At 71.6% G+C, this 24,530-nt stretch carries 25 protein-coding genes; 13 read left to right on the top strand and 12 right to left on the bottom strand.

What is annotated here, in order from left to right:
* Positions 1–8: 8 nt before the first annotated feature.
* The 11 genes from H531_RS0101385 to H531_RS0101335 all read right to left on the bottom strand — a co-directional run bounded on the left by H531_RS0101385 (position 9) and on the right by H531_RS0101335 (position 10,816).
* Positions 9–338, bottom strand: coding sequence for a cupredoxin domain-containing protein (locus H531_RS0101385; RefSeq protein WP_028490580.1), 330 nt, complete (start codon positions 336–338; stop codon positions 9–11).
* Positions 335–1,108 carry a cupin domain-containing protein gene (locus H531_RS0101380; protein ID WP_028490579.1) on the bottom strand — a complete coding sequence of 258 codons (774 nt, stop codon included), beginning with the start codon at positions 1,106–1,108 and terminating at the stop codon, positions 335–337. Before H531_RS0101380 ends, H531_RS0101385 begins: the two co-directional genes overlap by 4 nt.
* Positions 1,109–1,213: 105 nt before the next feature.
* Complete coding sequence (locus H531_RS14175) at positions 1,214–1,987, bottom strand: molybdopterin-dependent oxidoreductase (RefSeq protein ID WP_156860427.1); 774 nt, start codon at positions 1,985–1,987, stop codon at positions 1,214–1,216.
* A gap of 629 nt (positions 1,988–2,616) precedes the next feature.
* The gene (locus H531_RS0101370; protein ID WP_022797574.1) at positions 2,617–3,249 is read right to left on the bottom strand and encodes an anti-sigma factor; all 633 of its coding nucleotides are present in this window, start codon (positions 3,247–3,249) and stop codon (positions 2,617–2,619) included.
* Positions 3,246–3,764: a sigma-70 family RNA polymerase sigma factor gene (locus tag H531_RS0101365; protein ID WP_022797573.1), complete on the bottom strand. Its 519-nt coding sequence runs from the start codon at positions 3,762–3,764 to the stop codon at positions 3,246–3,248. The genes H531_RS0101370 and H531_RS0101365 overlap by 4 nt, the downstream gene beginning before the upstream one ends.
* A gap of 49 nt (positions 3,765–3,813) precedes the next feature.
* The gene (locus H531_RS0101360) at positions 3,814–4,767 is read right to left on the bottom strand and encodes a PIG-L deacetylase family protein (RefSeq protein ID WP_022797572.1); all 954 of its coding nucleotides are present in this window, start codon (positions 4,765–4,767) and stop codon (positions 3,814–3,816) included.
* Between the two features lie 129 nt (positions 4,768–4,896).
* Positions 4,897–6,132: a dihydrolipoyl dehydrogenase family protein gene (locus H531_RS13395; RefSeq protein ID WP_245540643.1), complete on the bottom strand. Its 1,236-nt coding sequence runs from the start codon at positions 6,130–6,132 to the stop codon at positions 4,897–4,899.
* 130 nt (positions 6,133–6,262) lie between these two features.
* Positions 6,263–6,472: a heavy-metal-associated domain-containing protein gene (locus tag H531_RS12595; protein WP_022797571.1), complete on the bottom strand. Its 210-nt coding sequence runs from the start codon at positions 6,470–6,472 to the stop codon at positions 6,263–6,265.
* A gap of 9 nt (positions 6,473–6,481) precedes the next feature.
* Positions 6,482–6,910 carry a MerR family transcriptional regulator gene (locus tag H531_RS0101345; RefSeq protein ID WP_022797570.1) on the bottom strand — a complete coding sequence of 143 codons (429 nt, stop codon included), beginning with the start codon at positions 6,908–6,910 and terminating at the stop codon, positions 6,482–6,484.
* A complete protein-coding gene (locus H531_RS0101340) occupies positions 6,911–8,149 on the bottom strand; it encodes an O-acetylhomoserine aminocarboxypropyltransferase/cysteine synthase family protein (protein WP_022797569.1) in 1,239 nt (412 codons plus the stop codon).
* 90 nt (positions 8,150–8,239) lie between these two features.
* Positions 8,240–10,816 (bottom strand): MalT transcriptional regulator family protein, encoded by a 2,577-nt coding sequence (locus H531_RS0101335; RefSeq protein WP_022797568.1) that lies wholly within the window; start codon positions 10,814–10,816, stop codon positions 8,240–8,242.
* Positions 10,817–10,892: 76 nt separating this feature from the next.
* Here H531_RS0101335 and H531_RS0101330 point away from each other — a divergent pair, with 76 nt between their 5' ends.
* Genes H531_RS0101330 through H531_RS0101285 form a run of 10 tightly spaced genes read left to right on the top strand, consistent with a single transcriptional unit; the run spans position 10,893 to position 19,656 of the window.
* Complete coding sequence (locus H531_RS0101330) at positions 10,893–11,900, top strand: 3-oxoacyl-ACP synthase (RefSeq protein WP_022797567.1); 1,008 nt, start codon at positions 10,893–10,895, stop codon at positions 11,898–11,900.
* On the top strand, positions 11,893–13,377 hold the full coding sequence (locus tag H531_RS0101325) for a class I adenylate-forming enzyme family protein (RefSeq protein ID WP_022797566.1): 1,485 nt from the start codon (positions 11,893–11,895) through the stop codon (positions 13,375–13,377). The genes H531_RS0101330 and H531_RS0101325 overlap by 8 nt, the downstream gene beginning before the upstream one ends.
* Positions 13,364–14,137 (top strand): alpha/beta fold hydrolase, encoded by a 774-nt coding sequence (locus H531_RS0101320; RefSeq protein ID WP_022797565.1) that lies wholly within the window; start codon positions 13,364–13,366, stop codon positions 14,135–14,137. Before H531_RS0101325 ends, H531_RS0101320 begins: the two co-directional genes overlap by 14 nt.
* Positions 14,130–14,861: an alpha/beta fold hydrolase gene (locus H531_RS13590; protein ID WP_022797564.1), complete on the top strand. Its 732-nt coding sequence runs from the start codon at positions 14,130–14,132 to the stop codon at positions 14,859–14,861. The genes H531_RS0101320 and H531_RS13590 overlap by 8 nt, the downstream gene beginning before the upstream one ends.
* A complete protein-coding gene (locus tag H531_RS0101310; RefSeq protein ID WP_022797563.1) occupies positions 14,858–15,283 on the top strand; it encodes a MaoC family dehydratase in 426 nt (141 codons plus the stop codon). Before H531_RS13590 ends, H531_RS0101310 begins: the two co-directional genes overlap by 4 nt.
* Positions 15,284–15,302: 19 nt before the next feature.
* The gene (locus H531_RS0101305; protein WP_022797562.1) at positions 15,303–16,478 is read left to right on the top strand and encodes an ABC transporter substrate-binding protein; all 1,176 of its coding nucleotides are present in this window, start codon (positions 15,303–15,305) and stop codon (positions 16,476–16,478) included.
* Complete coding sequence (locus tag H531_RS0101300; protein WP_022797561.1) at positions 16,478–17,335, top strand: branched-chain amino acid ABC transporter permease; 858 nt, start codon at positions 16,478–16,480, stop codon at positions 17,333–17,335. The genes H531_RS0101305 and H531_RS0101300 overlap by 1 nt, the downstream gene beginning before the upstream one ends.
* Entirely contained in the window at positions 17,332–18,237 is a 906-nt protein-coding gene (locus H531_RS0101295; RefSeq protein ID WP_022797560.1) for a branched-chain amino acid ABC transporter permease, read from the top strand. The genes H531_RS0101300 and H531_RS0101295 overlap by 4 nt, the downstream gene beginning before the upstream one ends.
* Entirely contained in the window at positions 18,230–18,955 is a 726-nt protein-coding gene (locus tag H531_RS0101290; protein ID WP_022797559.1) for an ABC transporter ATP-binding protein, read from the top strand. Before H531_RS0101295 ends, H531_RS0101290 begins: the two co-directional genes overlap by 8 nt.
* Positions 18,952–19,656 (top strand): ABC transporter ATP-binding protein, encoded by a 705-nt coding sequence (locus tag H531_RS0101285; RefSeq protein ID WP_022797558.1) that lies wholly within the window; start codon positions 18,952–18,954, stop codon positions 19,654–19,656. The genes H531_RS0101290 and H531_RS0101285 overlap by 4 nt, the downstream gene beginning before the upstream one ends.
* Here H531_RS0101285 and H531_RS15055 read toward each other — a convergent pair.
* Positions 19,653–20,648, bottom strand: coding sequence for a PucR family transcriptional regulator (locus H531_RS15055; RefSeq protein ID WP_022797557.1), 996 nt, complete (start codon positions 20,646–20,648; stop codon positions 19,653–19,655). The genes H531_RS0101285 and H531_RS15055 overlap by 4 nt on opposite strands.
* 135 nt (positions 20,649–20,783) lie before the next feature.
* Between H531_RS15055 and H531_RS0101270 the strand changes: the two genes are divergently transcribed.
* From H531_RS0101270 to H531_RS0101260, 3 genes are read left to right on the top strand one after another with little or no spacing between them, the layout of a single operon-like run.
* Positions 20,784–22,208: a CoA-acylating methylmalonate-semialdehyde dehydrogenase gene (locus tag H531_RS0101270; protein WP_022797555.1), complete on the top strand. Its 1,425-nt coding sequence runs from the start codon at positions 20,784–20,786 to the stop codon at positions 22,206–22,208.
* Positions 22,208–23,311, top strand: a complete 1,104-nt coding sequence (locus H531_RS0101265; protein WP_022797554.1) for a zinc-binding dehydrogenase — start codon at positions 22,208–22,210, stop codon at positions 23,309–23,311. Before H531_RS0101270 ends, H531_RS0101265 begins: the two co-directional genes overlap by 1 nt.
* Positions 23,304–24,530: an ABC transporter substrate-binding protein gene (locus tag H531_RS0101260; protein ID WP_033399212.1), complete on the top strand. Its 1,227-nt coding sequence runs from the start codon at positions 23,304–23,306 to the stop codon at positions 24,528–24,530. Before H531_RS0101265 ends, H531_RS0101260 begins: the two co-directional genes overlap by 8 nt.

Below are 24,530 nucleotides of genomic sequence, written 5' to 3'. Positions count from 1 at the left end.
CGCCCCCTTTAGGGGCCCACCTCGAGGCTGAAGACCATGTAGGGGTGGATCCGGCAGTAGATGGCGTAGGTCCCGGGCTCGGTGAAGGTGCGGCGAAACTCGGCTCCCGGGGCCAGCACGCCGCTGTCAAAGCGGCCCTGGTTGTCGGTCACGGTGTGGGGGGCCTGGCCTTGGTTCACGAAGACCAGGGTGGTTCCCGGGGGGACCTTCAGGGCCTTGGGCTGGAACTCAAAGTCCACGAGGCTTACCCGTACCTCGGCCCCCCCGGGCGCCTTGGGGGCGCTAAGGGGCATGGGGGCGCAGGCGGTGAGGAGGAGGAGAAGCGCGCCGATCCTCATAGGAAGACCACATCCCCCATCAGGGCCGGTCCGAAGACGGAAAGGAAGCTCAAGGTCCCCTGGAACTGATGGATGGCCCCCGCTGGAACCAGGAGGAGGCTCCCCGGGCCCACCCTCTCCCGCTTGAGCTCCACCTGGGCCGTTCCCTCGCCCTCCAGCACGTAGATGGCCTCGTCCCGGGCCCGGTGGTAGTGCCAGGGCTGCCCGGTGCGGGTGGCCACCGCCAGCACCGTGCCCAGGGGGTGGTTGGCCAGGCTTTGGGCGGCGAAGGGCCGGTCCTGGGGCACCGCGGGGGGCTTGGGGGTGAGGAGGAGGGGAACCCCTTCCTGGGGCCCGGGGCCCCGGTCCACGAAGACCACGTCCCCCATGAGCCTGGGGCTGAAGCGGGAAAGGAGGTCCAGCTCCCCGAGGAAGGCGTGGGCGGTCATGGGGGGGATGAGGACCACCTGCCCGGGAGCGATGCGGGTTTCCCGGCCCCCGGCCACCAAAACCCCCTCTCCCTTGAGGACCAGAGCCACCTCCAGCCGCTCCCGGTGGTAGTGGAGGGGCTGCTCCTTGACGGTGCGGATGAGGACCGAGGTGCCAAGGGGCGTCTCCCCCACCCCCTGGGCGGCGAAGGGCCGGCCAGGGGGCACGGAGAACCCGGTGAACTCCGCGGGGTAGCGGCGGAAGATCCCCTCCCCCGTGGCCTGAACCAGGGCCCAGGCCCGGCCGGCCAAGGCCGAAACCAGAACCCCACCTGCGGCCTGCAAAAACGCTCTACGCTCCATACCCTCACCTCCACCCGGTAATACCCCGAAAGGGGGTGAAGCGGATCCCCCTTTGGCCTCGGGTTTCGCCCCCCTTCCTTCCCGCTACTCTGCCCCGGGGCGGCCTCAGCGCACCACGACCTCCACCCGGTGGAGCCCCGTGGCCCCATCCGGGAGGGGGTCCCTCGGGGTAGGGTCCTGGGGACCCTCCCGGGTCCAGGCCCGCACCAGGAGGGCCTGGCGCCCCGGGACCTCCGGGCGCCAGGCGTAGCGCCAAAGCCGCCAGGCGTAGGGTCCCAGGGAGGGGAGGAGCTCGGCCCTTTCCCAGCGCTTCCCCCCGTCCACCGAGACCTCCACCGCCAGCACCGGCTTCCCTCCGGCAAAGGCGATGCCCCGGACCTCGAGGGCCTCCCCCACCCTTAGGGAGGCCCCGGGACGGGGCCAGTCTATCCGGCTCATGGGCCGCACCCGGGCCTCCTCGCTCCATCCCCGCTCGGCCCAGTACCCGAGGGTCTTTTCCGCCTCCAGGCGGATCCTCGTAAGCCACTTGGGCTGCTTCATCCCGTACCGGCCCGGAAGCAGGAGGCGCACGGGGTAGCCGTGGCTGGGCCACAAGGGCTCGTACCGCCCCCTTTCGGGGTCAAAGGCGGCGTAGGCCAGGAGGGCGTCTTGGGGGAGCTCGGCCAGGGGCAGGGACTCCACGTACCCGTCCGCGGCCTCAAAGCGGAGGTAGCGGGCCTCCCGCTTAGGCCCGGCCCGTTCCAAAAGGGCGGGGAGGGAAACCCCCTTCCAGCGCAGGCACCCCACCAGGTCCCCGCCCACGGGGTTGGAGATGCAGATGAGGGTGTGGACGAGCTCCCGGGCGGGCAGGGCCATGAGGTCCTCCAGGGAGAGGGCCAAGGGGTTCCACCTCCAGACGGTAGGGGCGGCCCCGGAGGTCGGGGTCCAGGAAGGGGGGGTTCTTGGAAACCTGGTAGAGGCCTTCCTGGCCCAGGAGGGGCAGAGCGCTTTCTTTACGAGAGCTTCCCCGCCTCCGCCCCAAGAGAAGGGTGGCCAGGGCCAGAAGCCCGAGCCCCAGGACCCGCCGCCTGCCCGCAGGCCAGCCCCGGGGGAGCAGCAGCCAAAGCCCCGAAAGGAGGCCCCAAGGCCCCGCTAGGGCCAGGTAGAGGGCTAAAAGCAGGTAGGGCAGGCCCCAAAGGAGCCGGTGCAGGAGGAGGAAGAGGCCCAAGGCCGCCAAGAAGGCCAAGGCCTTGGCCGCCTCCCCGTAGCCCAAGAGGCGGTGGAGGAGGTTGAAGGCCTCGGGGGTGCCGAGGAAGTGGGTCAGGGCCCCGTAGAGGCCGGTGAGGGGGTTATTCCGCCCCAGGGCTTCCAGGAGCAGGCTTAGGCCTGAGGCGATCAGTCCCGCTTCCCATCCCCTTGTGGCTTCCTCTCCCTTCATGGCTCCCTCTCCTTCCCTTGGGCCTAAGGGCCCGCAACCCGGTTGCGCAACGTGGAGGGCCCCCGCTCTGGCGAAAGCCAGAGCGGGGTGCTTAGATCCGCGCCCGGCCCACCGAGGGGGTGGTGGGGGCGGGGCTGCCCTCCGGGGGCTCCACCGAGACCCCCACCAGGCTCTCCTCGGGCAGAGGGCCCAGCTCCAGGAGGGGGGTGGGGGAGAGGCCGAGGCTCTTCCGGCGCCCCTCCTGGATGAGCCAGGCCTGGTAGACCCGGCCCGGGGGCGGGGGGGACTTGAGGAGGAGCAGAACCTCTCCTTGGGCAGTGCGCAGGGCCCAGCCCGTCTGGCGGCCTGAGGGGGAGAGGAGGGGCATGAGCCGGGCCCCGGGCTCGGCCGCCAGGGCGAAAAAGCGCCTCTCGGCGAGCGCCCTCTGCCAGGTCCGGAGCCCAAAGGACCCCAGGAAGGTGAGGAGAAGTGCGGCAAGCCCCAGGGCCAGAACCCGCCTGCGGGCCCAATGGGGCCTCGGGCGGAGGCGCTCCCTTAGCTCCGCCTCCCAGGAGGGGGGCACGGGGGCCTCGAGGATGAGGGCGCTCAGGGCCTCTAGGTGGCCGCGGTAGGCGGCGCGGCAGGAGGGACAACGCTTCAGGTGGGCCAAAAGCCCCCTCCTCTCCCCCTCAGGCAGGAGGTCCAGGGCCAGGCGCACCAGGTCGTCGGGGTCTGGGTGGGTCATTTGAGCTTCCCCTCCAGCTTGGCCAAAGCGCGGCGGAGCCGGCTCTTCACGGTGCCGAGAGGCCAGCCCAAGAGCAGGGCCAGCTCGCTGTGGGCGTAGCCCTGGAAGTAGGCGAGCTCCACGAGCTTCCGCTCCTCGGGCGAAAGGGCCTTCAGGGCCTGGGCTACCCGGATCCGGTCCAGGTGGTCGTCCCCGCCCACGCGCTCCTCCGCCCCGTCCTCCTCGAGGAGGGCGAGGGGCTCCAGGGCCTTGAGGCGCTTCAGGGCCAGCCTGTGGGCGATGGTGAGGATCCAGGTGGCGGGCCGGCCCAGGGCGGGGTCAAAGCGCTCCGCCTTGTTCCAGATGCGCAAGAAGGTTTCCTGCACCACATCCTTGGCCTCGTGCCCGTCCCGGAGGATGCGCCGGGCGAGCCCGTGAACCCTCGGGGCGTAGCGGCGGTAGAGGGCAAGGAGGGCTTCCTCGTCCCCCAGGGCCACCCGGCGCAGCAGGCGGATCTCCTCTTCTTCCTCGCCCATCCCTCTAGGCTATACCTCCGGACGGGGCCTTGCGGATCCCGCCACCCCCTTAGCGCCCGGGCTCCGGCAGGGGGTGGCGGGGGAGGGGAAGGGGGCTATAAAGCTCGTTGCGGCGTACAAAGGCCATGAGGAAACGGGAGAGGAGGCGCTGCTGGCTTTGGTGGGCCAGGAGGGCCTGGCGCTTGGCCTCCTCGGCGGAGGGCGGCAGGTCCAGCCGCCGCCAGCTTAGGCTGCGCCCTCGAGGCGGGGGTTCCAGGGGAAGGCCCGGGTGGTACCCCTTGGGCAGGGGCCACTCCCACCCCCCGTGGACGATCCAGAAGAGGGCCCGCACCCCGGGTCTCAGGGCCCGTAGGGCCAGGTAGGCGGTCGCCTGGTGGTCAGGGTGGGCGTCCAGGGGCGAGGGGGCGAGGAGGAGGGTAGGGCGCACCCGGTCCAGAACCCCCTCCAGGTCCTTCTCCAGGGCCTCGCCGGTGTAGGGGGCTCCTGGGGAGAAGCAGCCCGGGTAGGTCACGGCGCCAAGCCCCGTGTAGGGGGAGGTGTAGGGAGCGGCCCGGCGTTCCAGGAAGAGGTGCAGGAGCCCCCGATCGGGGTAGCAGAGGAAGAAGAGGTGGTCCAGGGGAAGGCCTAGGGCTTGGGCGGCCCTTTGGGCTTCCCCCATCCGCCTCAGGGCCAGGGCCTGGTAGTCCCCATGGCCCGGCCTCAGGGTGCGGTCCAGGAGGGCCGCATCCCACTCAAACCCGTCCCCGCTGGTGAGCCAGACCACGAAGACCTCGGCTCCCTGGGCCAGGGCCTCCCTGATGAGCCCCCCGCAGCACAGGCTTTCGTCGTCGGGATGGGGGGAAAGGACCAGGAGGCGTTCCCCGGCCCCCGGGGGCGGCAATGCGGGGAGCCGCCCCACCGACGCCCGGTAGGCCAGGGCGTAAACCCCCTGCAGGGCCCAGGGGGCGTTGACGGCCAGGGCCAGCCCCAGGGCGAGGAGAAGAACAACCCGCCACCGGACCACACCTCAATCCTAAGGGCTCTTCCGTGAGAAGCTCCATAAAATCCCCTTCAACGCATCGCTTCGCTTTTGGGAAGTGAAAAGAAGGCCCATTCCCATCGTGTCAAGTGGCGCTCGCGGGGTAGCATGGTGTCATGCGCAACAGGAGCGCTGCCTGGGGTCGGTATCCAGGGCCTGGGCCACGAGCCGCACCCCCTCGGCCAGGGTTAGGTAAGGGTGGAAGGCATCTATGAGGTCCCGGTAGCTGAGGCCGTACTTCACCGCCAGGACCCCCTCCTGCACTACGTCCCCCGCCTCGTGGGCCAGGACGTGGAGGCCGAGGACCGTGCCCTCTTCGTCCACCACGATCTTGAAACCCCCCCGGGTGTCGCGGGCGGTGAGGGCCTTGGGCAGGAGGGAGAGGGGGAGAAAGGCCGCCCGCGCCCTCAGGCCCCTCGCCCTCGCCTCTTCCTCGGTGAGGCCCACCGCGGCCAGGGCGGGGTCGGTGAAGGTCACCCGGGGGAGGGCGGCGAGGTCCAGGGGCGTCTCCACCCCCAAGGCGTTCCGCGCCGCCACCCGGCCCGACTGGGCGGCCATGTAGACGAACTGGGGAAGCCCCGCCGCATCCCCGGCGGCGTAGACCCGGGGGTTGGTGGTGCGCAAGGTGGGGTCTACCTGGAGGAAGCCCCCCTCGTCCCGCGCGATGCCCGCCCGCTCCAGGCCAAGCCCCTCCAGGTCCGGCCTCCTCCCCGCGGCCACGAGGAGCCTTTCCGCCTCAAAAACCCCCCGGTCGGTCTGGACGCGGAAGGACCCTTCCCGGGCCACGGCCTCCACCCGGACCCCGGTGTGGACCCTAAGGCCCTCCTCCTCCAGGTAGCCCCGAAGGAGCCGGGCAAGCTCCCGGTCCTCCTTTGGCAGGACCTCGGGCAGGGCCTCGAGGACCACCACCCGGCTCCCAAGCCGGGCGAAGGCCTGGGCGAGCTCAAGGCCGATGGGCCCTCCCCCCACCACCAGGAGGCTTTCGGGGAGGGTGGGGGCGGAGAGGGCCTCGAGGTAGGTCCAGGGGGCACTCTCCCGGAGGCCCGGGATGGGGGGAAGGAAGGGCTTCGCCCCGGTGGCGAGAAGGTACCGCCCGGCGAGGACTTCCCGCCCCTCTACCTCCATCCTTTCCCCGTCCAGGAAGCGGGCCCTCCCCCGGAGCACGGGGACCCCGGCCGCCTCCAGGACCTCCTGGTACTTCTCCTTCCTGAGGGCCGAGATCAGGGCCTCCTTGCCCAAAAGGAGAGCCCTCCAGTCCACCCCAAGGGCCCCCGTGGCGAGGCCGGGGAAGGCGGGGTGGCCCGCCCGGTGGAAGGCGTCGGCCGCCCGGAGGAGGTACTTGGAGGGCACGCACCCCACGTTGACGCAGGTCCCCCCAAAACCCCCGCCTCCACCACGGCCGCCTTGGCCCCGAGGGCGCTCGCCTCCAGGGCCGCCGCCACCCCGGCGGAACCCGAGCCCACGATGAGGAGGTCGTAGGTCACAGGGCCTCCCCCGGGTAGCCCACCCGCTCCAGGGCGGCGAGGAGGTCCCCCAGGGAAGCCTCCCCCAGCACGTGGACCTCCTTCCTCGGGTAGTCCACCCGCGCCTTCTCCACCCCCGCCACCTGGCCCAGGGCACGCTCCACCGTGCGGATGCACCCCGCGCAGTGGATCCCGGGCACCTTGATGCGGTACCGGTTCTTCTCCACGCCCCCAGGCTAGACCCTGGAGCTTGCTCCAGGGTCAAGGGGGTCCAGGTAGACGCAGTGGTCCTTCCCGTCGCAGGCGGGGTCGGGGTGGGCCTGGGCGTAGGCCAGGCGGCGGGCCAGGGCCTCCTCCAGGGCCTCGAGCTCCCGAAGGCGCCGCCTCACCTCCTCCAGGCGGGCCCGCAGCATCTCCTGCACGTGGCAGCAGGGGGGCTGGCCCTCCTCCATGGCGCGGAGGATCCCGGCGATGTCCTCCAGCCTAAGCCCCGCCGCCTGGGCCTCCTTGATGAAGCGGAGGCGCCTGAGGGCCTCCTCCCCGTAAAGGCGGTACCCCCCTTCCGTCCGCCCCTCGGGGGCGAGGAGGCCGAGCCTTTCGTAGTAGCGGAGGGCGTCCGGGGAGAGGCCAAACGCCCGGGCGAGCTCGCCGATGGTGTAGGGCATCTACGCCGCCTCCAGGGCCTCCTCAAAGAGGGCGAGGAGGTCTTTGGGGTCCTCCAGGCCCACGGAGACCCGCACCAGCCCCGGGGTGACCCCGGCCTGAAGCCTCGCCTCCTCCTTGAGGCGGCTGTGGGTGGTGGTCCAGGGGTGCACCAAGAGGGTGCGGGCGTCCCCTAGGTTGGGTGCCTTGAGCAGGCGGAGGGCCGCAAGGAAGCGGCTTGCCCCCTCTTGGCTTCCCAGGTCCAGGGTGAGCATGGGCCCTCCAGAGGCCAGGTACTTCTTGGCGTTCGGGTACGCCGGGTCCTCGGGGAGGCCCGGGTAGCGGAGGGCCTTCACCTTGGGGTGGCCCTTGAGGTGTTCGGCAAGGAAGCGGGCGTTCTCCCCCATCCGCTTCACCCGGAGGGCCACGGTCTCCAGGCCCTGGAAGAGGAGGTAGGCGTGGAAGGGGGAAAGGCTCATGCCCATAAGGGAGAGTCCCAGGGTGCGGACCCGCTCGGGATAGCACCTAGGCCCCAGGGCCTCCCAGGGGACCTGCCCCTTGGGATCGGGCTCCAGGAACTGGGGATAGCGTTCCCAGAGGGGGGTTTCCCGGGAAAGCACGGCCCCGCCCAGCACCGAGCCGTGCCCCGAGGCCCACTTGGTGAGGCTTTGCACCACCACGTGGGCCCCCCACTTTAGGGGCCGGCACAGCGCCCCCGCCGCCCCGAAGGTGTTGTCCACCACGAAGGCCACGCCTTGCTCCTCGCACAGGGAGGCCAGGGCCTCGAGGTCGGGCACGAAGAGGGCGGGGTTCGCCAGGGTCTCCACGAAGACCGCCCGGGTCCTCTCGGTGAGGGCCTCCCGCACGCTGTCGGGCTCGGGGTCCACGTAGCGCACCCTCACCCCCATGAGGCCGAAGACCTGCTGAAAAAGCCCGATGGTCTGGCCGAAGAGCCCCTTGGCCGCCACCACCTCGTCCCCCTGGCGGAGGAGGGAGAGCAAGGCGGCGAAGGTGGCCGCCTGTCCCGAGGCCAGGGCCACGGCCTCGAGGGCCCCCTCCAGGGCCTTGAGCCTTTCTTCCAGGGCCTTGGCGGTGGGGTCCTTCTGCCGGGCGTAGACGTAGCCCTCCCCGGTGGCGAAGCGCCGCGCCCCCTCCTCCAGGGTGGGAAAACCGTAGGCCGCCACCGCATAGATGGGAAGCCCCACCGCCCCGTGGGGGTCCTGGGGCAACCCCGAGAGCACCGCCAGGGTCTCGTACTCCATCCCTAACCCCTAGGGTACCAGGTGGGGCGGGCGGGGTCCACGGGAGGGTGAGGGCAACGAGGCGCAAGGGCGGAAGCTCGCCGCGGCGCCCTAGAGGCCAAGCTCCTGGAGCGCAGCCCGGCGCAGCCCTTCCGCCTCGGCGGCGAGGGGGCTGGCCCTCAGCCGGGCGAAGGCCTCCTCGTCCAGGGGGTCCAGCCGGAGGAGGGCGAGCCACCCCTCGGGGTCCGGGCTTTGCAGGAGGGCCCTCCGCCGCTTTTGGAGGTATTCCCAGCGGCGCTCTTCCAGGACCGGGTGGTCCAGGTCGGCGAAGGGCAGGGCGAGGGGGGCCTTGGGGTCCAGGAGGTCCAGGTAGAGCTCGGGGGCCTCGAGGTGGAGGCCGTAGGGGCGGGTCCTCAGGAAGTAGGGGGGGGCCCCTTTAGGCCTTCCGGGCTCCAGGGCGTTCACCACCTCCCACCAGAGGACGCGGAACTCCCCCGGGGAGGCCTCCAGGGCCTCCAGGAGGTCCTCCTTCTCAAAGTCCCGGGCAGCGAGGAGGGCGAGGAGGAGCCTCGCCTTCTCCCGGCGGAACCGGACGGGCCTGCCGTCCACCAGGACCCGGAACGCCCCCAGGGCCCGGACCTCCAGGCGCACCCCGGGGTGGTAGGCCAAGGGGAGCCGGCCCAGCCGCCAAAGGGCCCGGCGCAGGCGGGGGAGGGGCGGGGCGAAGAGGGTGGGGGCAGCGAGGAAGGGGTAGCGGAGGAGGAGCCCTTCCCAGCCGTCGGCGAAGGGGTAGGCCTCGGCCACCTCCCGGAGGAAGGGGTCCAGGAGCTCCAGGGGAGGGAGGGGGAAGGCCTCCCCCCGCCGCAGCCAGGCCAGGGCCACGGCCAGGGTCAAGAACTCCTCCACCCAAAGGTCCCCCGAGGCCCGGGCCAGGCGGACCATCTCCCCGTAGGCTTCCCGGCTCCCCAGGGCGGCGAGCCCCCCCAAGGCCTCCACCTTGAGCCGGGAAGGGCCGCCCTCGGCCAGGGCCAAGGCGGCCTCGTAGGCGGCCCTGGCCTCCTCGAGGCGGGAGAGGGCGAGGAGGGCGTGCCCCTTGCGGGCCTCGGCCAGGCTCATCCCGAAGGGGCTCCCCAGGACCTCGGCCTCAAACCGGCCCCGCTCGGCGAAGCGCAGGCCCTCCTCCGCATCCCCCGCCACGCACTCCAGAAGGGCCCTGAGGAGGCTTCCCTCCCGGTGGTTCTGGGGGGGGCGGTGCAGGCCCGGGTCCTTGGCCTCCCGGAGGAGGGAGAGGGCCTCCCAGGGGCGGCCCTGGCGCAGGAGGACCCGGGGACCCGCGAGCCCCAGGGCGCAGGCCTCCTCGGGCCGGCCCTCGTTCAGGAGGTTCTCCGCCAGGAGGGGCCTGGCCTCCTCGGGAAAGCGCCTCAGGGCCTCCTCCAGGTAGGGCCTGGCCCGGGCGGGCTCCACGGTGTCCAGGAAGAGGCGGACCAGGCCGAGGTGGGCCTGGTCCTCTCCCGCCTCGAGGGCCCTCAGGTAGGCGGCCTCCGCCTCCCGGTACCGCCCCGCCTGGCGCAGGGCCTCGGCCTCGAGGAGGAGAAGCCCCGTCCGCCCCCGCCTGACCCCCTCGGGGAGGTGGGCCAGGAGGCGGAGGACGGTGTAGGTGAGGCCCCGCTCCAGCCAGGTCCGCCCCTCCCGGAGGAGGAGGTCGGCCGCGTGGCCAAAGCGCCCGGCCTCCAGGAGGAACTCCGCTGCCCGCACCCCTTCCCCTTGGGCCAGGGCCTCCTGGGCCGCCTGGGACAGGAGATCCCGGGCCTCGGCCTCGGGCAGGAGGGCCTTGAGGGCGCTCCGCACGAGGGGGTGAAAGGCGAGCCGCCCTGCCCGCCTCTCCAGGAGCAGGTCCTCGGCGTAGGGCAGGAGGTCCCTGGCCCCCTCCTCGGGCACCTCGCCCAGGAGGGCCAGCCGGGCCGCCCGCAGGAGGAGGTCCTGGGGAAGGCCGTAGGCCAGGTAGGCCAGGAGGCCCTCCCCGCTCTCCAGGGCCAGCTCCGGCTTAAGCCCCCGCCGCATGGCCAGGAGGACCACCCGGAGGCCCAGGGGCCAGCCCCGTACCAGGGAGAGGGCCCGCTCCACCTCAAAGGCCGGGAGCTCCGGGGCCAGGGCCTTGGCCAGGGCGCAGGCCTCCTCGGGGTCAAAGGCCAGCTCCTGCTCGGAGAGCACCGTGAGGAAGGCGAAGGGGGCGGCCTTCCGGGAGAGGAGAACCAGGCGCAGGGAGGGCAGGCGCAAAAGCCCCTCCAGGGCCCGGAGGACCCCGGGGCTTTCCGCCCGGTGGGCCTCGTCCAGGATCAGAAGCTGGGGCCCGAGGGCTTCCAGGGCCTCCAGGAAGGCCTCCAGGGCCCGCGGCCAGGCCCCGCTTTCCAGGAGGGCGGTGGCCTCGCCCACCTCCGCCCGGTCGCGGTAGGCGGCGAGGAGGTGCCAGAGGAAGACCGCCGGGTCCTTGGCCTCCTCCGCCAGGGCCACGTAGAGCCCGGGCAGCTCCGCCGCCAGGCTGGTCTTGCCGTAGCCGGGCCCCGCCGCCAGGACCACCCCCGGGCTCCTCTGGAAGGCCTCCTCCACCCGGCGCAGGGGGCGGGGGCGCCGCACCTCACGGGCGGTGCGGGGCGGGCGGAGCCTCGAGGGGGGCACGGGGTAGGGCATGGCCTTATTCTGCCCCAGGCCTTGGGGGAAGGGTGTGTAACAGGCGTGTAACGCCCTCCCGCTAGTCTGGGGGTAGATGTACCTGCGAAGCCTTGGGGTTTACCTGCCGAAAGGGCGCATGGGGGCGGAGGAGGTGGCGGCCCTCTCGGGCCTTCCCGCCGAGGTGGTGCGGGAGAAGCTCGGCCTGAGGGCGAAGCCTGTCCCCGGGCCCGAAGACCACCCGGCGGAGATGGCCGCCTGGGCCGCGGAGGAGGCCCTGAAGCTGGCGGGCTTCCCCGCGGAGAAACTGGACTGGATCCTTTCCATGGTGGAGGAGCACAAGGACTACCCCGTCTGGGCCACGGCTCCCTACCTGGCCAAGCGGGTGGGGGCCCGGGGGGCGCGGGGCCTGGACCTCAACCAGAAGTGCGCCACCTTCCTGGGGGCTTTGGAGGTGGCCCGCGGCCTCTTCGCCACCCGGAAGGAGGTGGGGGCGGTCCTGGTGGCCGGAGGGTACCGCAACGGGGACCTGGTGGACTACCGGGACCCCCACACCCGCTTCCTCTACGACCTGGCCGCAGGTGGGGCCGCCGCCCTCCTCACCCGGGAGGGGCCGGGACTGAAGCTTTTGGGCCTCGCCCACCGCATGGACCCCGAGCTGGCCCTGGCGGTGAAGGTGCCCGTGGGGGGAACCCGGGCTCCCCTCACCCCGGGTAACCTGGGGGAGTTCCGCCTCCAAGTGGAGGACCCCGAGGGGATGAAGGCCAGGCTGGACGCCACCTCCATCCCCACCTTCCTGGCGGTGATCCGCGAGGCCCTGGAGGAGGCGGGGTACGGGGAGACGGACCTGGACTACCTGGCCCTCCTCCACATGAAGCGCTCCGCCCACCAAAAGGTCCTCCAGGGCCTAGGCCTCGCCGAGGGGCAGTCCATCTACCTCGAGGACTACGGCCACCTGGGCCAGCTGGACCCCATCCTCTCCCTAAAGCTGGCCTGGCGGGAGGGAAGGCTGAAGGAGGGGAGCCTCGTGGCCCTGGCGGCGGCGGGGGTGGGGTACTTCTACGGGGCCGCGGTCCTCAGGCTGGAAGGGGGGCTTTATGCTTGAGCCCAACCGGCTCGCCTGGCTTGCCGCCCACCACCCCGAGCGGGAGGCGGTCTTCTTCCGGGAGCGGTGGCTCACCTACGGGGAGCTCTACGGGCGGGCCCGGCGGGCGGCGGGCCTCCTGCGGGCCCTGGGGGTGGGCAGGGGAGACCGGGTGGGCCTCCTCGCCCAGAACCACCTGGCCTACCTGGACCTCCTCTTCGCCGGGCCCCTTTTAGGCCACGTCCTCACCCCCTTCAACCACCGCTTGAGCCTCCCCGAACTTCGCTCCCTCCACGCCTACACGGAGCCCAGGATCCTCCTCTACGGGGAGGGCTTCCGGGAGACCGCCCTGGCCCTGGACCCCAAGGCCCTCCCCCTCGAGGCCCTGGAGGAAGGGGAGGAGGTTCGGGAGGAGGCCCGCGTGGGCCCCGAGGACCCCGCCCTCCTCCTCTTCACCGGGGGGACCACGGGCCTGCCCAAGGGGGCCCTGATCCCCTACCGGCAGCTTTGGGTGAACGCCCTGGAGACCGCCGCCGCCTGGGGGCTTTCCCGGGAGGACCGCTACATCCTGGCCACCCCCATGTTCCACGCCGCCCTGAACGCCCTGGCCACCCCCCTCCTCTACCTGGGGGGGCGGGTGGTCCTCATGGAGCGGTTCCGCGCCGAGGAGTACCTGGAGCTGGTCCGCCGCTTCCGGCCCACCCTCCTCTTCCTCGTGCCCACCATGTTCCAGATGCTCCTGGAGGCCGAGGCCTGGGAGGGGGTGGACCTCTCCCCGGTCCGCTTCGCTATCTCCGGAGGGGCCCCCTGCCCGGCCCCCGTGCGCGAGGCCTTCCGGAGGAAGGGGGTGCGCTTCAAGCAGGGCTACGGCCTCACCGAGTGCGGGGTGAACTGCTTCGCCTTTGAGCTGGAGGAGGCCGAGGCCTACCCGGAGAGCGTGGGCCGCCCCATGCCCCACCTCAAGGCCCGCCTGGTGCGGGAGGACGGGAAGGAGGCGGGGGTGGGGGAGGCGGGGGAGCTATGGCTTTCGGGAAGCGCGGTGATGAAGGGCTACTTCCGCCGTCCGGAGGAGAACGAGAAGGTCTTCGCCTGGGACGGGGAGAGGCTCTGGCTCAAGACCGGGGACCTGGCCTACCGGGACGAGGGGGGGAGGTTCTACATCGTGGGCCGGAGGAAGGAGATGTTCATCTCCGGCGGGGAGAACGTCTACCCGGTGGAGGTGGAGCGGGCCCTCTACGACCACCCGGCGGTGAAGGAGGCGGCGGTGGTGGGGGTCCCCGACCCCAGGTGGGGGGAGGTGGGGGTGGCCTTCGTGGCCCTGAGGCCTGGGGCGCGCCTCGAGGCCGAGGCCCTGAAGGCCTTCCTCAGGGAGCGCCTCGCCGGGTACAAGGTGCCCAAGGGCTTCCTCTTCCTGGAGGAACTCCCCAAAACCGGTCCGGGAAAGGTCAACAAGGAAGCCCTGAAGCGGCTTTGGGAGGAGGGGCATGGTGCGGCTTAGGTACGAGGTCGTGGGGGAAGGCCCCCCGGTGGTCCTCCTGAACGGGATCTTTCAGCGCCTGGAGAGCTGGGACCCGGTCCTTCCCCACCTCACGGGCTTCGCCCTCCTCCGCTACGATATGCGGGGCCAAGGGGGGAGTGAGGCGCCCGAAGGGGCCTACACGCCCGAGACCCACGCGGAAGACCTCCGCGGCCTCCTGGACCGGCTGGGCTGGAAGGAGGCCGTTTTGGTGGGGCTTTCCAACGGGGGCATCGTGGCCATGACCCTGGCCCTTCGTGCCCCGGAGCGGGTCCGGGCCCTGGTCCTCGCCTGCACCACCCCTTACCTGGACGTCGCCCTCCGGGCCAAGGTGGAAAGCTGGCTCCACGCCCTCCGGGCCGGCGGGGGGGGCCTTCGGCTCCGGGTGGCCCTCCCCTGGGTCTACGGGACCCGCTTCCTGAACGCCCACCCGGAGCTTCTGGCGGAGGAAGGCCTTCGGGCCCTCCTGGTTCAGGCCCCGGGGGAAAGGGCCCAGGAGAGCCTCCTCCTGGGCTTCCTCACCCTGGAGGACCTGAGGCCGGGGCTCAGGGCCTTGGGCCTCCCGGCCTTGGTCCTCTACGGGGAGGAGGACCTCCTCTTCCCCCAGCCCTACGCCCTGGCCCTGGCCCAGGCCCTGGGGGCGAGGCTTTTGGCCCTTCCCACCGGGCACGCCGCCCCCCTCGAGGACCCCCTGGCCTTCGCCCGCGCGGTCCGCGCCTTCCTGGAGGAGGTGTATGCTTAGCTACCTGGAGGCTGGTAAGGGAACCCCCGTGGTCCTCATCCACGGCAACTTCGCCTGCAAGGAGTGGTGGCGGGGCCTCCTCGAGGACCCCCCGCAAGGCGCCCGGCTCCTCGCCCCCGACCTCCCGGGCTTTGGGGAAAGCCCCGCCCCCGAGGGCTTCACCCCCTCCATTCCCGGCTACGCCCTGGCCCTCCGGGCCTTCCTGGAGGAGGTGGGGGCGGAGGAAGCGGTCCTCGTGGGCCACTCCCTGGGCGGGGCGGTGGCCATGGAGGCGGCGGGGGAGAGGACGAGGGGGCTTGTCCTCCTCAACTCCGCCCCCCCTTCGGGCCTTCTTACCCCGGAGGCCTACTACCCCGTCCTGGAGTCCTACCGGCAGGACCGGAAGGCCCTGGAGGTGGCCCTAGAGGCCATGGCCCCCACCTTTAGGCCCCCCTGGTTCGGCGAGCTGGTGGACTGCGCCCAGAGGATGCACCCCGCCCACTACCAGGGGAACGCCCGAGCCCTCTCCCTTTGGCGGGCGGGCCGGGCCTACGGGGGGCCGGTCCTGGTCCTCTACGGTACCTTGGACCCCCTGATCTCCCGGGCCATGGCCGAGGAGACGGCGGCTTTCTTCCCCCGGGGGAGGCTTCTCGTCCTGGAGGGGGTGGGCCACTCCCTGAACCTCGAGGACCCCCCCCGGCTCCGGGCCATCCTGGAGGCGTTCCTGAAGGAGGTGGAGGCATGAGGTTCCAGGTAGGCGACCGGGCGAGCTACACCCAGACCCTCTCCGAGGCCCACGTGGCCCTCTTCGTGGGGGCGGTGGGGGACACCAACCCCCTCCACGTGGACGAGGCCTACGCCAAGCAGAGCCGCTTCGGCCAGCGCATCGCCCAGGGGATCCTGGTGGCGGGGCTCATCTCCACGGTGATCGGCACCCGGCTCCCCGGGGTGGGGGCCATCTACCTCTCCCAGACCCTCCGCTTTCTCAAGCCCACCTACCTGGGGGACACGGTCACCGCCACCGCCATTGTGAAGGCGGTGCGGGAGCGGGCAAAGGGGGGCTACGTTCTAACCTTGGAAACCTTCTGCGAGAACCAGCGGGGGGAGCGGGTGATTGAAGGCGAGGCGGTGGTTCTGTGCGAGGAACCCGAGGGCGAGGTGCCCTAGGGAAGAAAGGAGGAAGGGAATGAAGAAGCTTTTAGCGGGTTTGGTTCTCTTAGCGGGCATGGCCTGGGCCCAGACCCAGGTCAAGGTGGGGGTCCTCCTGCCCCTCTCGGGAGCCTCCAGCGTGGCGGGCAAAGCGGCCTTGAACGGCATCCAGCTCGCCGTGGACGAGGCCAACCGCGGGGGCAAGGTGCGGCTGGAGCTCGCTGTGGCCGACGACGGCACGGATCCGGCCAAGGCCGTCCCCGCCCTCACCAAGCTCCTCACCGTGGATCGGGTGGACATCGTCATCGGGGGGCTGGCGAGCGGGGTGACCTTCGCCCTCTCCGGCCCCGTAAAGCAGTACGGCCCCCTCTTCCTCTGCGTGGGGGCGGCGAGCTCCGTGGTGGAGCAGGCCTTTGAGGGCTACCCCCTCTTCTTCCACTACCACCCCTGGGACTACCACAACGTGGCCGCGGCCCTCCAGTTCTTCCAGTACTTGAACCGGGAGCACGGGGCCAAGAAGGTGGCCATCCTCTACGAGGACGGCCCCTTCGGCTCGGCGGGGATCAAGGTCTACCAGGAGCAGCTCAAAAAGCTGGGGTACGAGGTCCAGGCCGAACCCTACAAGACGGGGAGCGGCCAGTTCACCCCCATCCTCACCCGCTTCCGGGCCTTCGCCCCGGACATCCTCTACTGGATCGGCTACGATGTGGACGCCCTCCCCATCGCCGCGCAGACCCGGCAGGTGGGCCTTAGGCCTAAGCTCATCTACGGGGCCCCGCCCTCCTGGCCCCTGGGCTTTGAGAAGAACCCCCTCTCCGAGGACGTGGTGGGGATGACGGCCTGGCTGCCGAGCCTCAGGAATGCCGAGTCCCGGCGGTTCCTCGAGGCCTACCGGAAGGAGTACGGGGAGGTCACGGAGGAGTACTTCGCCCCCATGGGCTACGTGGTGGCCAAGAGCCTGGCCCTGGCCCTGGAGCGGGCGGGAAGCGCCGACAAGGCGAAGGTGGCCGAGGCCCTGGCCGGCCTCCGGATGAACACCCCCTTCGGTCCCCTGGCCTTTGAGCCCTCGGACACGGGGAAGACCCGCTACCAGGGCTTCGGCCCGGAGATCTGGTTCCAGTTCCAGTACCTCGAGGGGGTCCGCCGCCCCGTCTTCCCCAAGGAAAAGGCCTCGAGGCCCCTCCGCTACCCGGGGAGCTACTACCTGCGCTGATGGAACTCCTGCTGCAAACCCTCCTCAACGGGGTCCTCATGGCCGGGGTCTACGCCCTGGTGGCCACGGGACTGGCCCTCTCCCTGGGGGTGGTGGGCATCGTGAACTTCGCCCACGGGGAGTTCCTCATGGTGGGGGCCTTCCTCTCCTACCTCCTCTTCGCCTCCCGGGGGGTGGACCCCCTCCTTTCCCTTGGCCTCGCTTTCCTGGCCGCCTTCCTGGTGGGGGGCCTCACCTACTACGGCCTCATCCGGCCCGTCCTCAAAGCCCCGGAGCTCAACCAGATGCTCCTCACCTTCGGGCTTTCCATCCTCCTGCAGAACCTGGCCCTTCTCCTCTTCGGGGCGGACACCCGGGTGGTGGCCCCCCCCTACCAGGGGGCGGCCTTTCACCTGGGGCCCTTCTTCGTGGGGGCGGTGCCCCTGGGGGCCTTCCTCCTCTCCCTGGCCCTCCTCCTCGCCCTCCACGCCTTCCTCACCCGGGCCCCCCTGGGGCTGGCCATGCGGGCCGTGGCCCAGAACCGCCTCGCCCCGGGCCTCCTGGGCATTGAGGCCGAGGGGGTCTACCTCCTGGCCTTCGGCCTCTCGGCCGCCTTGGCCGGGGTGGCGGGGGTGATGCTCTCGGTGATGCTCTACGCCAGCCCCACGGTGGGCTTCCTCTTCAACCTGAAGGCCTTCGCCGTGGTGGCCCTGGCGGGGCTCGGGAACCTGAAGGGGGTGATCCCGGCCGCCCTGGCCCTGGCCCTAGCCGAGGCCCTGGTGAGCACCTACGTGCCCGGGGGCGGGGGACTGGTGGAGGCGGTCTTTTTCCTGGTCCTCTTCCTGGCCCTCACCCTACGGGCCTGGAGGCAAGCATGAGGCGGAACCTGCTCCTCCTCTTCCCTTTCCTCTTCGCCCTCCTCCCCCTCCTCCACTTGGGGGTCTGGCGGGCCTTCCTCCTGGATGCAGGGCTCTTCGTCCTCCTCTACACCGCCCTCGCCCTCTCCTGGGACCTGGTCGCCCGCACCGGGCAGCTCTCCCTGGCCCACGGGGCCTTTTTCGGGCTCGGGGCCTACGGGGCCGGGCTCTTGGTCTCCCACCTGGGCACCCTCCCCAGCCTGGTCCTGGGGAGCCTCCTCGCCGGGCTCGGGGCCCTGGCCCTGGGCTCCGTGACCTTGAGGCTCCACGGCCTCTACTTCGCCATCGCCAGCCTTGCCTTCAGCGAGGTGCTCCGCACCCTGGCCCTGAAGCTCCCCTTCACCGGGGGGCCTATCGGCCTCCCCGTGCCCCCGCCCTTCGGGGGAGCCTCCCCCTTGGCGGCCTACTACCTGGCCCTGGCCGTCTTCCTCCTCGCCGTGGCCTTGAGCCTCTGGGCCGAGCGGAGCCCCTTCCGCCTGGCCCAGGCCGCCTGCCGCCAATCGGAGGCCGTGGCCCGGGTGCTGGGCGTGGAGGTGGTGCGGGTGAAGCTCCTCTCCCTCCTCTTGGGGAGCCTGGTGGCGGGGCTTTCCGGAGGGGTCTACGCCATGAAGGCCCTCTTCCTCAACCCCTACGAGGCCTTCAACCTGGGGCGGGCGGTGGAGGCCTTGGTCATCCCCATCTTCGGCGGGCTCTACACCACCCTGGGGCCCCTCCTGGGCGGGGTGGTGCTGGTGGGGCTGGAGCAGGCCCTAAGGCTCTGGATCCGCGAGGGCTACCTGGTGGTCTACGGGGGGCTTCTCGTCCTCGCCATCCTCTTCCTGCCGCGGGGGCTTCTCGGCCTTCTGGGAGGTCGGCGTGGGTAGGGTCCTCGAGGTCCAAGGGGTGGCCAAGCGCTTCCTCGGGCTGGAGGCCCTGAAGGGGGTGAGCCTCCACCTGGAGGAGGGGGAGATCCTGGCGGTCATCGGCCCCAACGGGGCGGGGAAGAGCACCCTCCTCAACCTCATCTCCGGCCTCCTCCGCCCCGACTCCGGAAGGGTTCTCCTCCTGGGGCGGGACGTCACCCTTCTCCCCCCCGAGGCCCGCACCCACCTGGGCCTGGGCCGGGCCTTCCAGATCGTCCAGCCCCTGCCCGAGCTCACGGTGCGGGAGAACCTCCTGGTGGGGGCCCTTTTCGGCAAGCCGGGTACCCCCAAGAGGGAGGCCGAGGCCTGGGTGGAGGAGGTTTTGGCCCTCACCGGCCTGGCCCCCAAGGCCGAGGCCCCGGCCGGGGAACTCTCCCTACTTGAGGACAAGCGTTTGGAGCTCGCCCGCGCCCTGGCCACGAGGCCCAAGGTCCTCCTCCTGGACGAGGTCATGGCGGGCCTCCGCCCCAAGGAGGCGGCGGAGGCGGTGGCCCTCGTTCGGCGGATCCGGGACCGGGGGGTTTCCGTCCTCTTCATAGAGCACCTCATGCCGGTGGTGCGGGCTTTGGCCGACCGGGTGGTGGTCCTGGACTACGGGGAGGTCATCGCCGAGGGCCCCTACGAGCGGGTGGCCCAGGAGGAAAGGGTGCGGGAGGCCTATCTGGGGAGGCGGGCATGAGGCTTCGGGTGGAGCGCTTGGAAGGGGGTTACGGCAAGGCCCAGGTCCTCTTCGGGGTGGACCTCGAGGTGGGGGAGGGGGAGATGGTGGCCCTCCTCGGGGCCAACGGCGCGGGGAAGACCACCCTCCTCCGCCTGGCCTCGGGCCTCCTCAAGCCCTGGCGGGGGCGGGTCCTCTTGGGGGAAGAGGACCTCACCCCCCTCTCCCCCGCCCGCCGGGCCCGGATGGGCCTGGGGCACGTGCCGGAGGGCAGGCAGCTTTTCCCCCTGATGACCGTGGAGGAGAACCTGCGCCTGGGGGCCGCCTTCCTGGCTCCAGGGCGGGAGAAGGAGGGGTACGAGAGGGTCTACGCCCTCTTCCCCCGGCTCGCGGAGCGGAGGCGGCAGCTCGCCGGGACGCTCTCCGGCGGGGAGCAGCAGATGCTGGCCATCGGCCGGGCCCTCATGGGCTTTCCGCGGATCCTTCTCGTGGACGAGCCCTCCCTGGGCCTCTCCCCCAGGCTGGCCGAGGAGGTGCTCCTGGCCCTGAAGGAGGTGGCCCGTGGGGGGGTGGGGGTGCTCCTCGTGGAGCAGAACGTGGCCCTCTCCCTGGAGGTGGCGGCCAGGGCCTACGTCCTCGAGGAGGGCTGGATCGTGCTGGAGGGAAGCGCGGGGAAGCTTCGGGAAGACCCCCGGGTGCGGGCGGCCTACCTCGCCCTCTAGCCTGGAGGGCCGGCGTTCAGGGCCTCGCGCAGCTGCAGGGCGATCTGGAGGAGGCAGAGGTCCTCCACCCGCTCCAGGCTGAGGCCGGTCAGCTCCTCGGCGCGGTGGAGGCGGTACAGCACGGTGTTGGGGTGGAGGCCGAGCCTGCGCGCGGCCGCCTTGAGGGAAAGCCGCGCCCCCAGGTAGGCCTCCAGGGTCTTGAGGAGGTCCGGCTGCCCCTCCAGGGGCTGCACCAGGCGCAAGAGCCGCTCCTGGCCCCGCCGGGACTCCAGGGCCAGGCTCAGGGGCCAGAGGAAGCGCACGGGGTAGAGGCCCGGGGGGAGACGGAGCAGGGGGCCCAGGAGGAGGGCCTCCTCCAGGTCCTTCTGGACCTCCTCCCGGGGCCCTTCCCCTACCCAGAGGACGGCGGCCTGGGACTGGGCCAGCTCCCTTAGCCCCCGCTCCACCTCCTTAAAGGGGGCCTGGAGGAGGAGAAGGGCCCCGCCGGGGGCCTGGGCGAAGGCCATCCCCTCCGGCCCCAGGGGGAGGTGGCGGGGGGCGTAGACCAGGGCCCCGGCGTCCCCCAGGGCCACCCCCACCCCGGTGACCGGCCCCAGGGGCCAGGCGTCCTTCAGGGCGAGCCGGTACCCCAGGGCCGAGGCCTCGCTCACCCGGTCCAGCACCTCGGCCACCCGGGGGGCGGCCTCCACCAAGAGCCCGGGGGCCTCGGCCTTGAGGGCCTCGAGGGCGTCCTTGGCCCAGAGGCGGTAGGCCCTCAGGAGCCCCGGCAGGGAAACCCCCTGGCGCTGGCGCCTTTCCCCCACGGCCAGGGCCAGGGCCTCGAGGCCCTCGTCCTCCTCCTTCCACACCGCCAGGAGGTACTCGTAGGAGACCAGGGCCACGTCCCGCTCCAGGAGGTCGGCGTGGAGCCTGGCGTAGTCCGGGATCTCCCGGGCGTAGTGCCGGGCCATGGTTCGGGCCCAGACCTGGAGGGAACGGGTGGGGCTTCCCATCCTGCGCCTTGGGGCCAGGATACTCCAGGCTACCCCTTGTGGTCCAGCCCAAGGCCCGCCCCCCTTTTCTTGGGAGACCCCCTGATGACGGGGTAGGCTTTCTGGGCTAGGCTAGGGGCAAGCAGCGGAGAGGCCATGCTCAAGAACCTGATCGGGGGCGAGTGGAAGGAGGTGTCCCGTCCGGCCCTGCCGGTGTACAACCCGGCCACGGGGGAGGTGTTGGAGGAGGTGCCCCTCTCGGGGGCGGAGGAGGTGGAGGCGGCGGTCCGGGCGGCGAGCCGGGCCTTTCCCAGCTGGAGCGCTACCTCCCTCCTGGAGCGGGTCCGGCTCATGTTCCGCTTCAAGGAGCTTTTGGAGCGGCACTTTGAGGAGCTTGCCCGCCTGGTCACCCTGCACCACGGCAAGACCCTGGAGGAGGCCCGGGGGGAGGTGCGGAGGGGGATAGAGGTGGTGGACTTCGCCCTCTCCGCGCCCACCCTCCTCCAGGGGCGTACCCTCCGGGAGGTCACGGGGGGCGTGGACCAGAACCTCTTCCACTACCCCCTGGGGGTGGTGGCGGGCCTCCCCCCCTTCAACTTCCCGGTGATGATCCCCCTCTGGATGTTCCCCATCGCCGTGGTGGCGGGGAACACCTTCGTCCTCAAGCCCTCGGAGAGGACGCCTTTGGGGGCGGTCCGCCTGGCGGAGCTCTTTCTGGAGGCGGGTTTTCCCGAGGGGGTCCTGAACCTGGTGCACGGGGGGAAGGAGGCGGCGGAGGCCCTGGTGGCCCACCCCGAGGTGCGGGCGGTGCAGTTCGTGGGGAGCGAGCCCGTGGCCCGGAGGGTCTACGCCCTGGCGGCGCAACACGGCAAGCGGGTCTCGGCGGCGGGGGGAGCCAAGAACCACCTGGTGGTGATGCCCGACGCCGACCTGGACCAGGCCATTCCCGCCATCCTCAACTCCGCCTTCGGGAACGCTGGGGAAAGGTGCCTGGCGGGGAGCGTGGCCGTGGGGGTGGGTGGGGTAGGCCCGGAGCTTCTCGCGCGGGTGGTGGAGGCGGCGAGGAGGCTCAAGGTGGGCCCTGGGTGGGAGGAGGGGGTGCAGGTGGGGCCCCTGATCCGGGAGGAGCACCGAAAGAAGGTGGTGGCCTACATAGAGCGGGGCCTGGCGGAGGGGGCGGGGCTGGCCCTGGACGGGCGCGGGGTGGAGGGGCCTGGGTTTTTCCTGGGGCCCACGGTGTTGGACCGGGTATCCCCGGGGATGGCGGTGGGGCGGGAGGAGATCTTCGGGCCGGTGCTTTCCGTGTCCTACGCTCAGACCCTGGAGGAGGCCATCCGCCAGGCCAACGCCGTGGTCTACGGCAACATGGCCTGCATCTTTACCCAAAGCGGCCGGGCGGCCCGGGAGTTCCGGGAGAGGGTGCAGGCGGGGATGGTGGGGGTGAACGTGGGGGTGGCCCAGCCCTTCGCCTTCTACCCCTTCTCCGGCTGGCGGCACTCCTTCTTCGGCGACCTCCACCCCCACGGGCCCGACGCCTTTCTCTTCTACACCCAAAGGAAGGTGGTGGTGGAAAGGTGGTGATGCGGGCAGCGGTGCTCAACCGGGTGGGGGGGCCCCTCGAGGTGGAGGAGGTCCCCCTTCCCCAGCCCAAGGCCGGGGAGGTCCTGGTGCGGGTGGCCGCCTGCGGGGTCTGCCACACCGACCTCCACGTGATCAAGGGGGAGGTGGCCTTTCCCACCCCGTGCGTCCTGGGCCACGAGGTCTCGGGGGTGGTGGCCCAGGTGGGCCCGGGGGTGGAGGGCCTAACCCCAGGACAGCGGGTGGTGGCGAGCTTCATCATGCCCTGCGGCGGGTGCTACTACTGCGTGCGGGGCGAGGAGGACCTCTGCGAGCGGTTCTTCGCCTTTAACCGCCTGAAGGGGGTGCTCTACGACGGCACCACCCGCCTCTTCCGCCGGGACGGGTCTCCCCTCTGGATGTACTCCATGGGGGGGCTGGCGGAGTACGCCGTGGTTCCCGCCACGGACGTCTTTCCCCTGCCCGAAGGGCTTGCCCTGGAGGAGGCCGCCATCCTGGGCTGCGCCCTCTTCACCGCCCTAGGGGCGGTGCGGACGGCGGGGCTCGAGGGGGGAGAGGCCGTGGCCGTGGTGGCCGCGGGCGGGGTGGGCCTGGGGATCGTCCAGCTGGCCCGCGCCTTCGGCGCCTACCCCGTGGTGGCCGTGGACGTGAGGCCCGAGAAGCTGGCGAAGGCCAAGGCCCTGGGGGCTACCCACGCCTTCACCCCCGAGGAGGCCGCAAAGGGGGTCCGGGACCTCACGGGAGGGCGGGGCGCGGACGTGGCCTTTGAGGCCCTGGGGCGCCCCGAGACCTTCCGCCTGGCCCTGGACCTCCTCCGGGACGGGGGGCGGATGGTGCCCGTGGGCATCGCTCCCCAGGGGGTGGAGGCCGGGGTGGAGATCACCCGGCTGGTGCGGCGGAAGCTCAGGATCCTGGGTTCCTACGGGGCCAGGCCCCGAAGGGACATGCCCCTCCTCCTCAAGCTGGCCCAGGCCGGGGCCATCCAGGTAGGGGCGGAGGTGACGGAGCGGCATCCCTTGGAGGAGGCCGACCTGGCCTACCGGCGCCTGGACCGGGGCGAGGTGGTGGGGCGGGCGTTGGTGACCATGGGAGGTGGACATGCTTAGGTACAGGCTGACGCGCAGGGGTGTCTTGAGGCTGGGCCTGGGCTCGGCGGCCCTGGCCTTCACTGGCCGGGCCCAGGGGGAGACCCTCCGGGTGGGGCTCGTGGACCCCCTCTCCGGGGTCTACGCCGCCCTGGGCCGGAGCGAGCTGGAGGGGGCCCGGATGGCGGTGGACGACGTGAACGTGCGGGGCGGGGTGCTGGGCCGCAGGCTGGAGCTCCTCGCCGAGGACTCCGCCGCCAAGACCGACCTGGGGGTGCAGAAACTGAGGAAGCTCGTGGAGCGGGACCGGATCCAGTTCTCCCTGGGGGAGGTGTCCAGCGGGGTCTCCCTGGCCTTAAGCCAGGCCGCCGCCGAGTACAAGATGCTCCACATCGTCACCGGGGGGCATGCGGACGACATCACCGGAAAGAGCTGCCGCTGGAACACCTTCCGCATCCCCACCAGCGCCACCATGGAGGCCAGGGCCATCGGCCCCCTCCTCGCTGAGCGCTTCGGCAAGAACTGGTACATCATCACCCCGGACTACGCCTACGGCTGGTCCCTGCAGGAGGCCTTCACCCGGGTGGTAGAGCGGCTCGGGGGCAAGGTCTTGGGGGCGGACCGGGTACCCTTGGGGACCTCGGACTACTCTGCGGTCCTCCTCAAGGCGGCCCGGGCCAAGCCCGACGTCCTCCTTACCTTCCAGGCGGGCGACGACGCGGTGGCCATCCTCAAGCAGATCGCCCAGTTCGGCCTGGACAAGCAGATGGCCATCGCCGGGGGGCTCCAGGAGTGGGAGAACATCGCCGCCCTCCCCAGGGAGGCCCGGATGGGCTGGTGGACCTTTGAGTGGTACTGGCTCCAGCCCAATGTCCCGGAGGTCAAGACCTTCGTGGATCGCTACAGGAAGCGGTACCGCAAGGTGCCCACGGCCCGGAGCTGGTTCGGCTACGCCGCCATCTGGAGCCTGGCCCTGGCCATCCAGAAGGCGAAGAGCCTGGACTCGGTCAAGGTGGCCCAGGCCCTGGAGGGGCTGGAGCTCCCCCGGAACGTGGCCCTCCAGCCCGGAAGGGTCTACTACCGCAAGGAGGACCACCAGCTCCTGACCGGGGTCTTCGTGGGCCACGTGCGCCAGGGGCAGGACCCGGACGACCTCTTTGAGGTGGTGCGGGTGGTGCCGGGGGAGGAGGCCGCCCCCGACCCCAAGGACACGGGCTGCCGCCTCGCCTACCCCGGGTAG

Origin of the sequence: Thermus islandicus DSM 21543 (assembly GCF_000421625.1) — a bacterium.
GTDB classification, from domain to species: Bacteria; Deinococcota; Deinococci; order Deinococcales; family Thermaceae; genus Thermus; species Thermus islandicus.
This window is presented reverse-complemented; position numbering and strand designations above follow the sequence as displayed.

Coding starts and splice junctions, on each gene's coding strand:
- H531_RS0101385 (WP_028490580.1), bottom strand. CDS start 338: ATGAGGATCGGCGCGCTTCTCCTCCTCCTCACCGCCTGCGCCCCCATG.
- H531_RS0101380 (WP_028490579.1), bottom strand. CDS start 1,108: ATGGAGCGTAGAGCGTTTTTGCAGGCCGCAGGTGGGGTTCTGGTTTCG.
- H531_RS0101370 (WP_022797574.1), bottom strand. CDS start 3,249: ATGACCCACCCAGACCCCGACGACCTGGTGCGCCTGGCCCTGGACCTC.
- H531_RS0101365 (WP_022797573.1), bottom strand. CDS start 3,764: ATGGGCGAGGAAGAAGAGGAGATCCGCCTGCTGCGCCGGGTGGCCCTG.
- H531_RS0101345 (WP_022797570.1), bottom strand. CDS start 6,910: ATGCCCTACACCATCGGCGAGCTCGCCCGGGCGTTTGGCCTCTCCCCG.
- H531_RS0101340 (WP_022797569.1), bottom strand. CDS start 8,149: ATGGAGTACGAGACCCTGGCGGTGCTCTCGGGGTTGCCCCAGGACCCC.
- H531_RS0101335 (WP_022797568.1), bottom strand. CDS start 10,816: ATGCCCTACCCCGTGCCCCCCTCGAGGCTCCGCCCGCCCCGCACCGCC.
- H531_RS0101330 (WP_022797567.1), top strand. CDS start 10,893: ATGTACCTGCGAAGCCTTGGGGTTTACCTGCCGAAAGGGCGCATGGGG.
- H531_RS0101325 (WP_022797566.1), top strand. CDS start 11,893: ATGCTTGAGCCCAACCGGCTCGCCTGGCTTGCCGCCCACCACCCCGAG.
- H531_RS0101320 (WP_022797565.1), top strand. CDS start 13,364: ATGGTGCGGCTTAGGTACGAGGTCGTGGGGGAAGGCCCCCCGGTGGTC.
- H531_RS13590 (WP_022797564.1), top strand. CDS start 14,130: ATGCTTAGCTACCTGGAGGCTGGTAAGGGAACCCCCGTGGTCCTCATC.
- H531_RS0101310 (WP_022797563.1), top strand. CDS start 14,858: ATGAGGTTCCAGGTAGGCGACCGGGCGAGCTACACCCAGACCCTCTCC.
- H531_RS0101305 (WP_022797562.1), top strand. CDS start 15,303: ATGAAGAAGCTTTTAGCGGGTTTGGTTCTCTTAGCGGGCATGGCCTGG.
- H531_RS0101300 (WP_022797561.1), top strand. CDS start 16,478: ATGGAACTCCTGCTGCAAACCCTCCTCAACGGGGTCCTCATGGCCGGG.
- H531_RS0101295 (WP_022797560.1), top strand. CDS start 17,332: ATGAGGCGGAACCTGCTCCTCCTCTTCCCTTTCCTCTTCGCCCTCCTC.
- H531_RS0101285 (WP_022797558.1), top strand. CDS start 18,952: ATGAGGCTTCGGGTGGAGCGCTTGGAAGGGGGTTACGGCAAGGCCCAG.
- H531_RS15055 (WP_022797557.1), bottom strand. CDS start 20,648: ATGGGAAGCCCCACCCGTTCCCTCCAGGTCTGGGCCCGAACCATGGCC.
- H531_RS0101270 (WP_022797555.1), top strand. CDS start 20,784: ATGCTCAAGAACCTGATCGGGGGCGAGTGGAAGGAGGTGTCCCGTCCG.
- H531_RS0101265 (WP_022797554.1), top strand. CDS start 22,208: ATGCGGGCAGCGGTGCTCAACCGGGTGGGGGGGCCCCTCGAGGTGGAG.
- H531_RS0101260 (WP_033399212.1), top strand. CDS start 23,304: ATGCTTAGGTACAGGCTGACGCGCAGGGGTGTCTTGAGGCTGGGCCTG.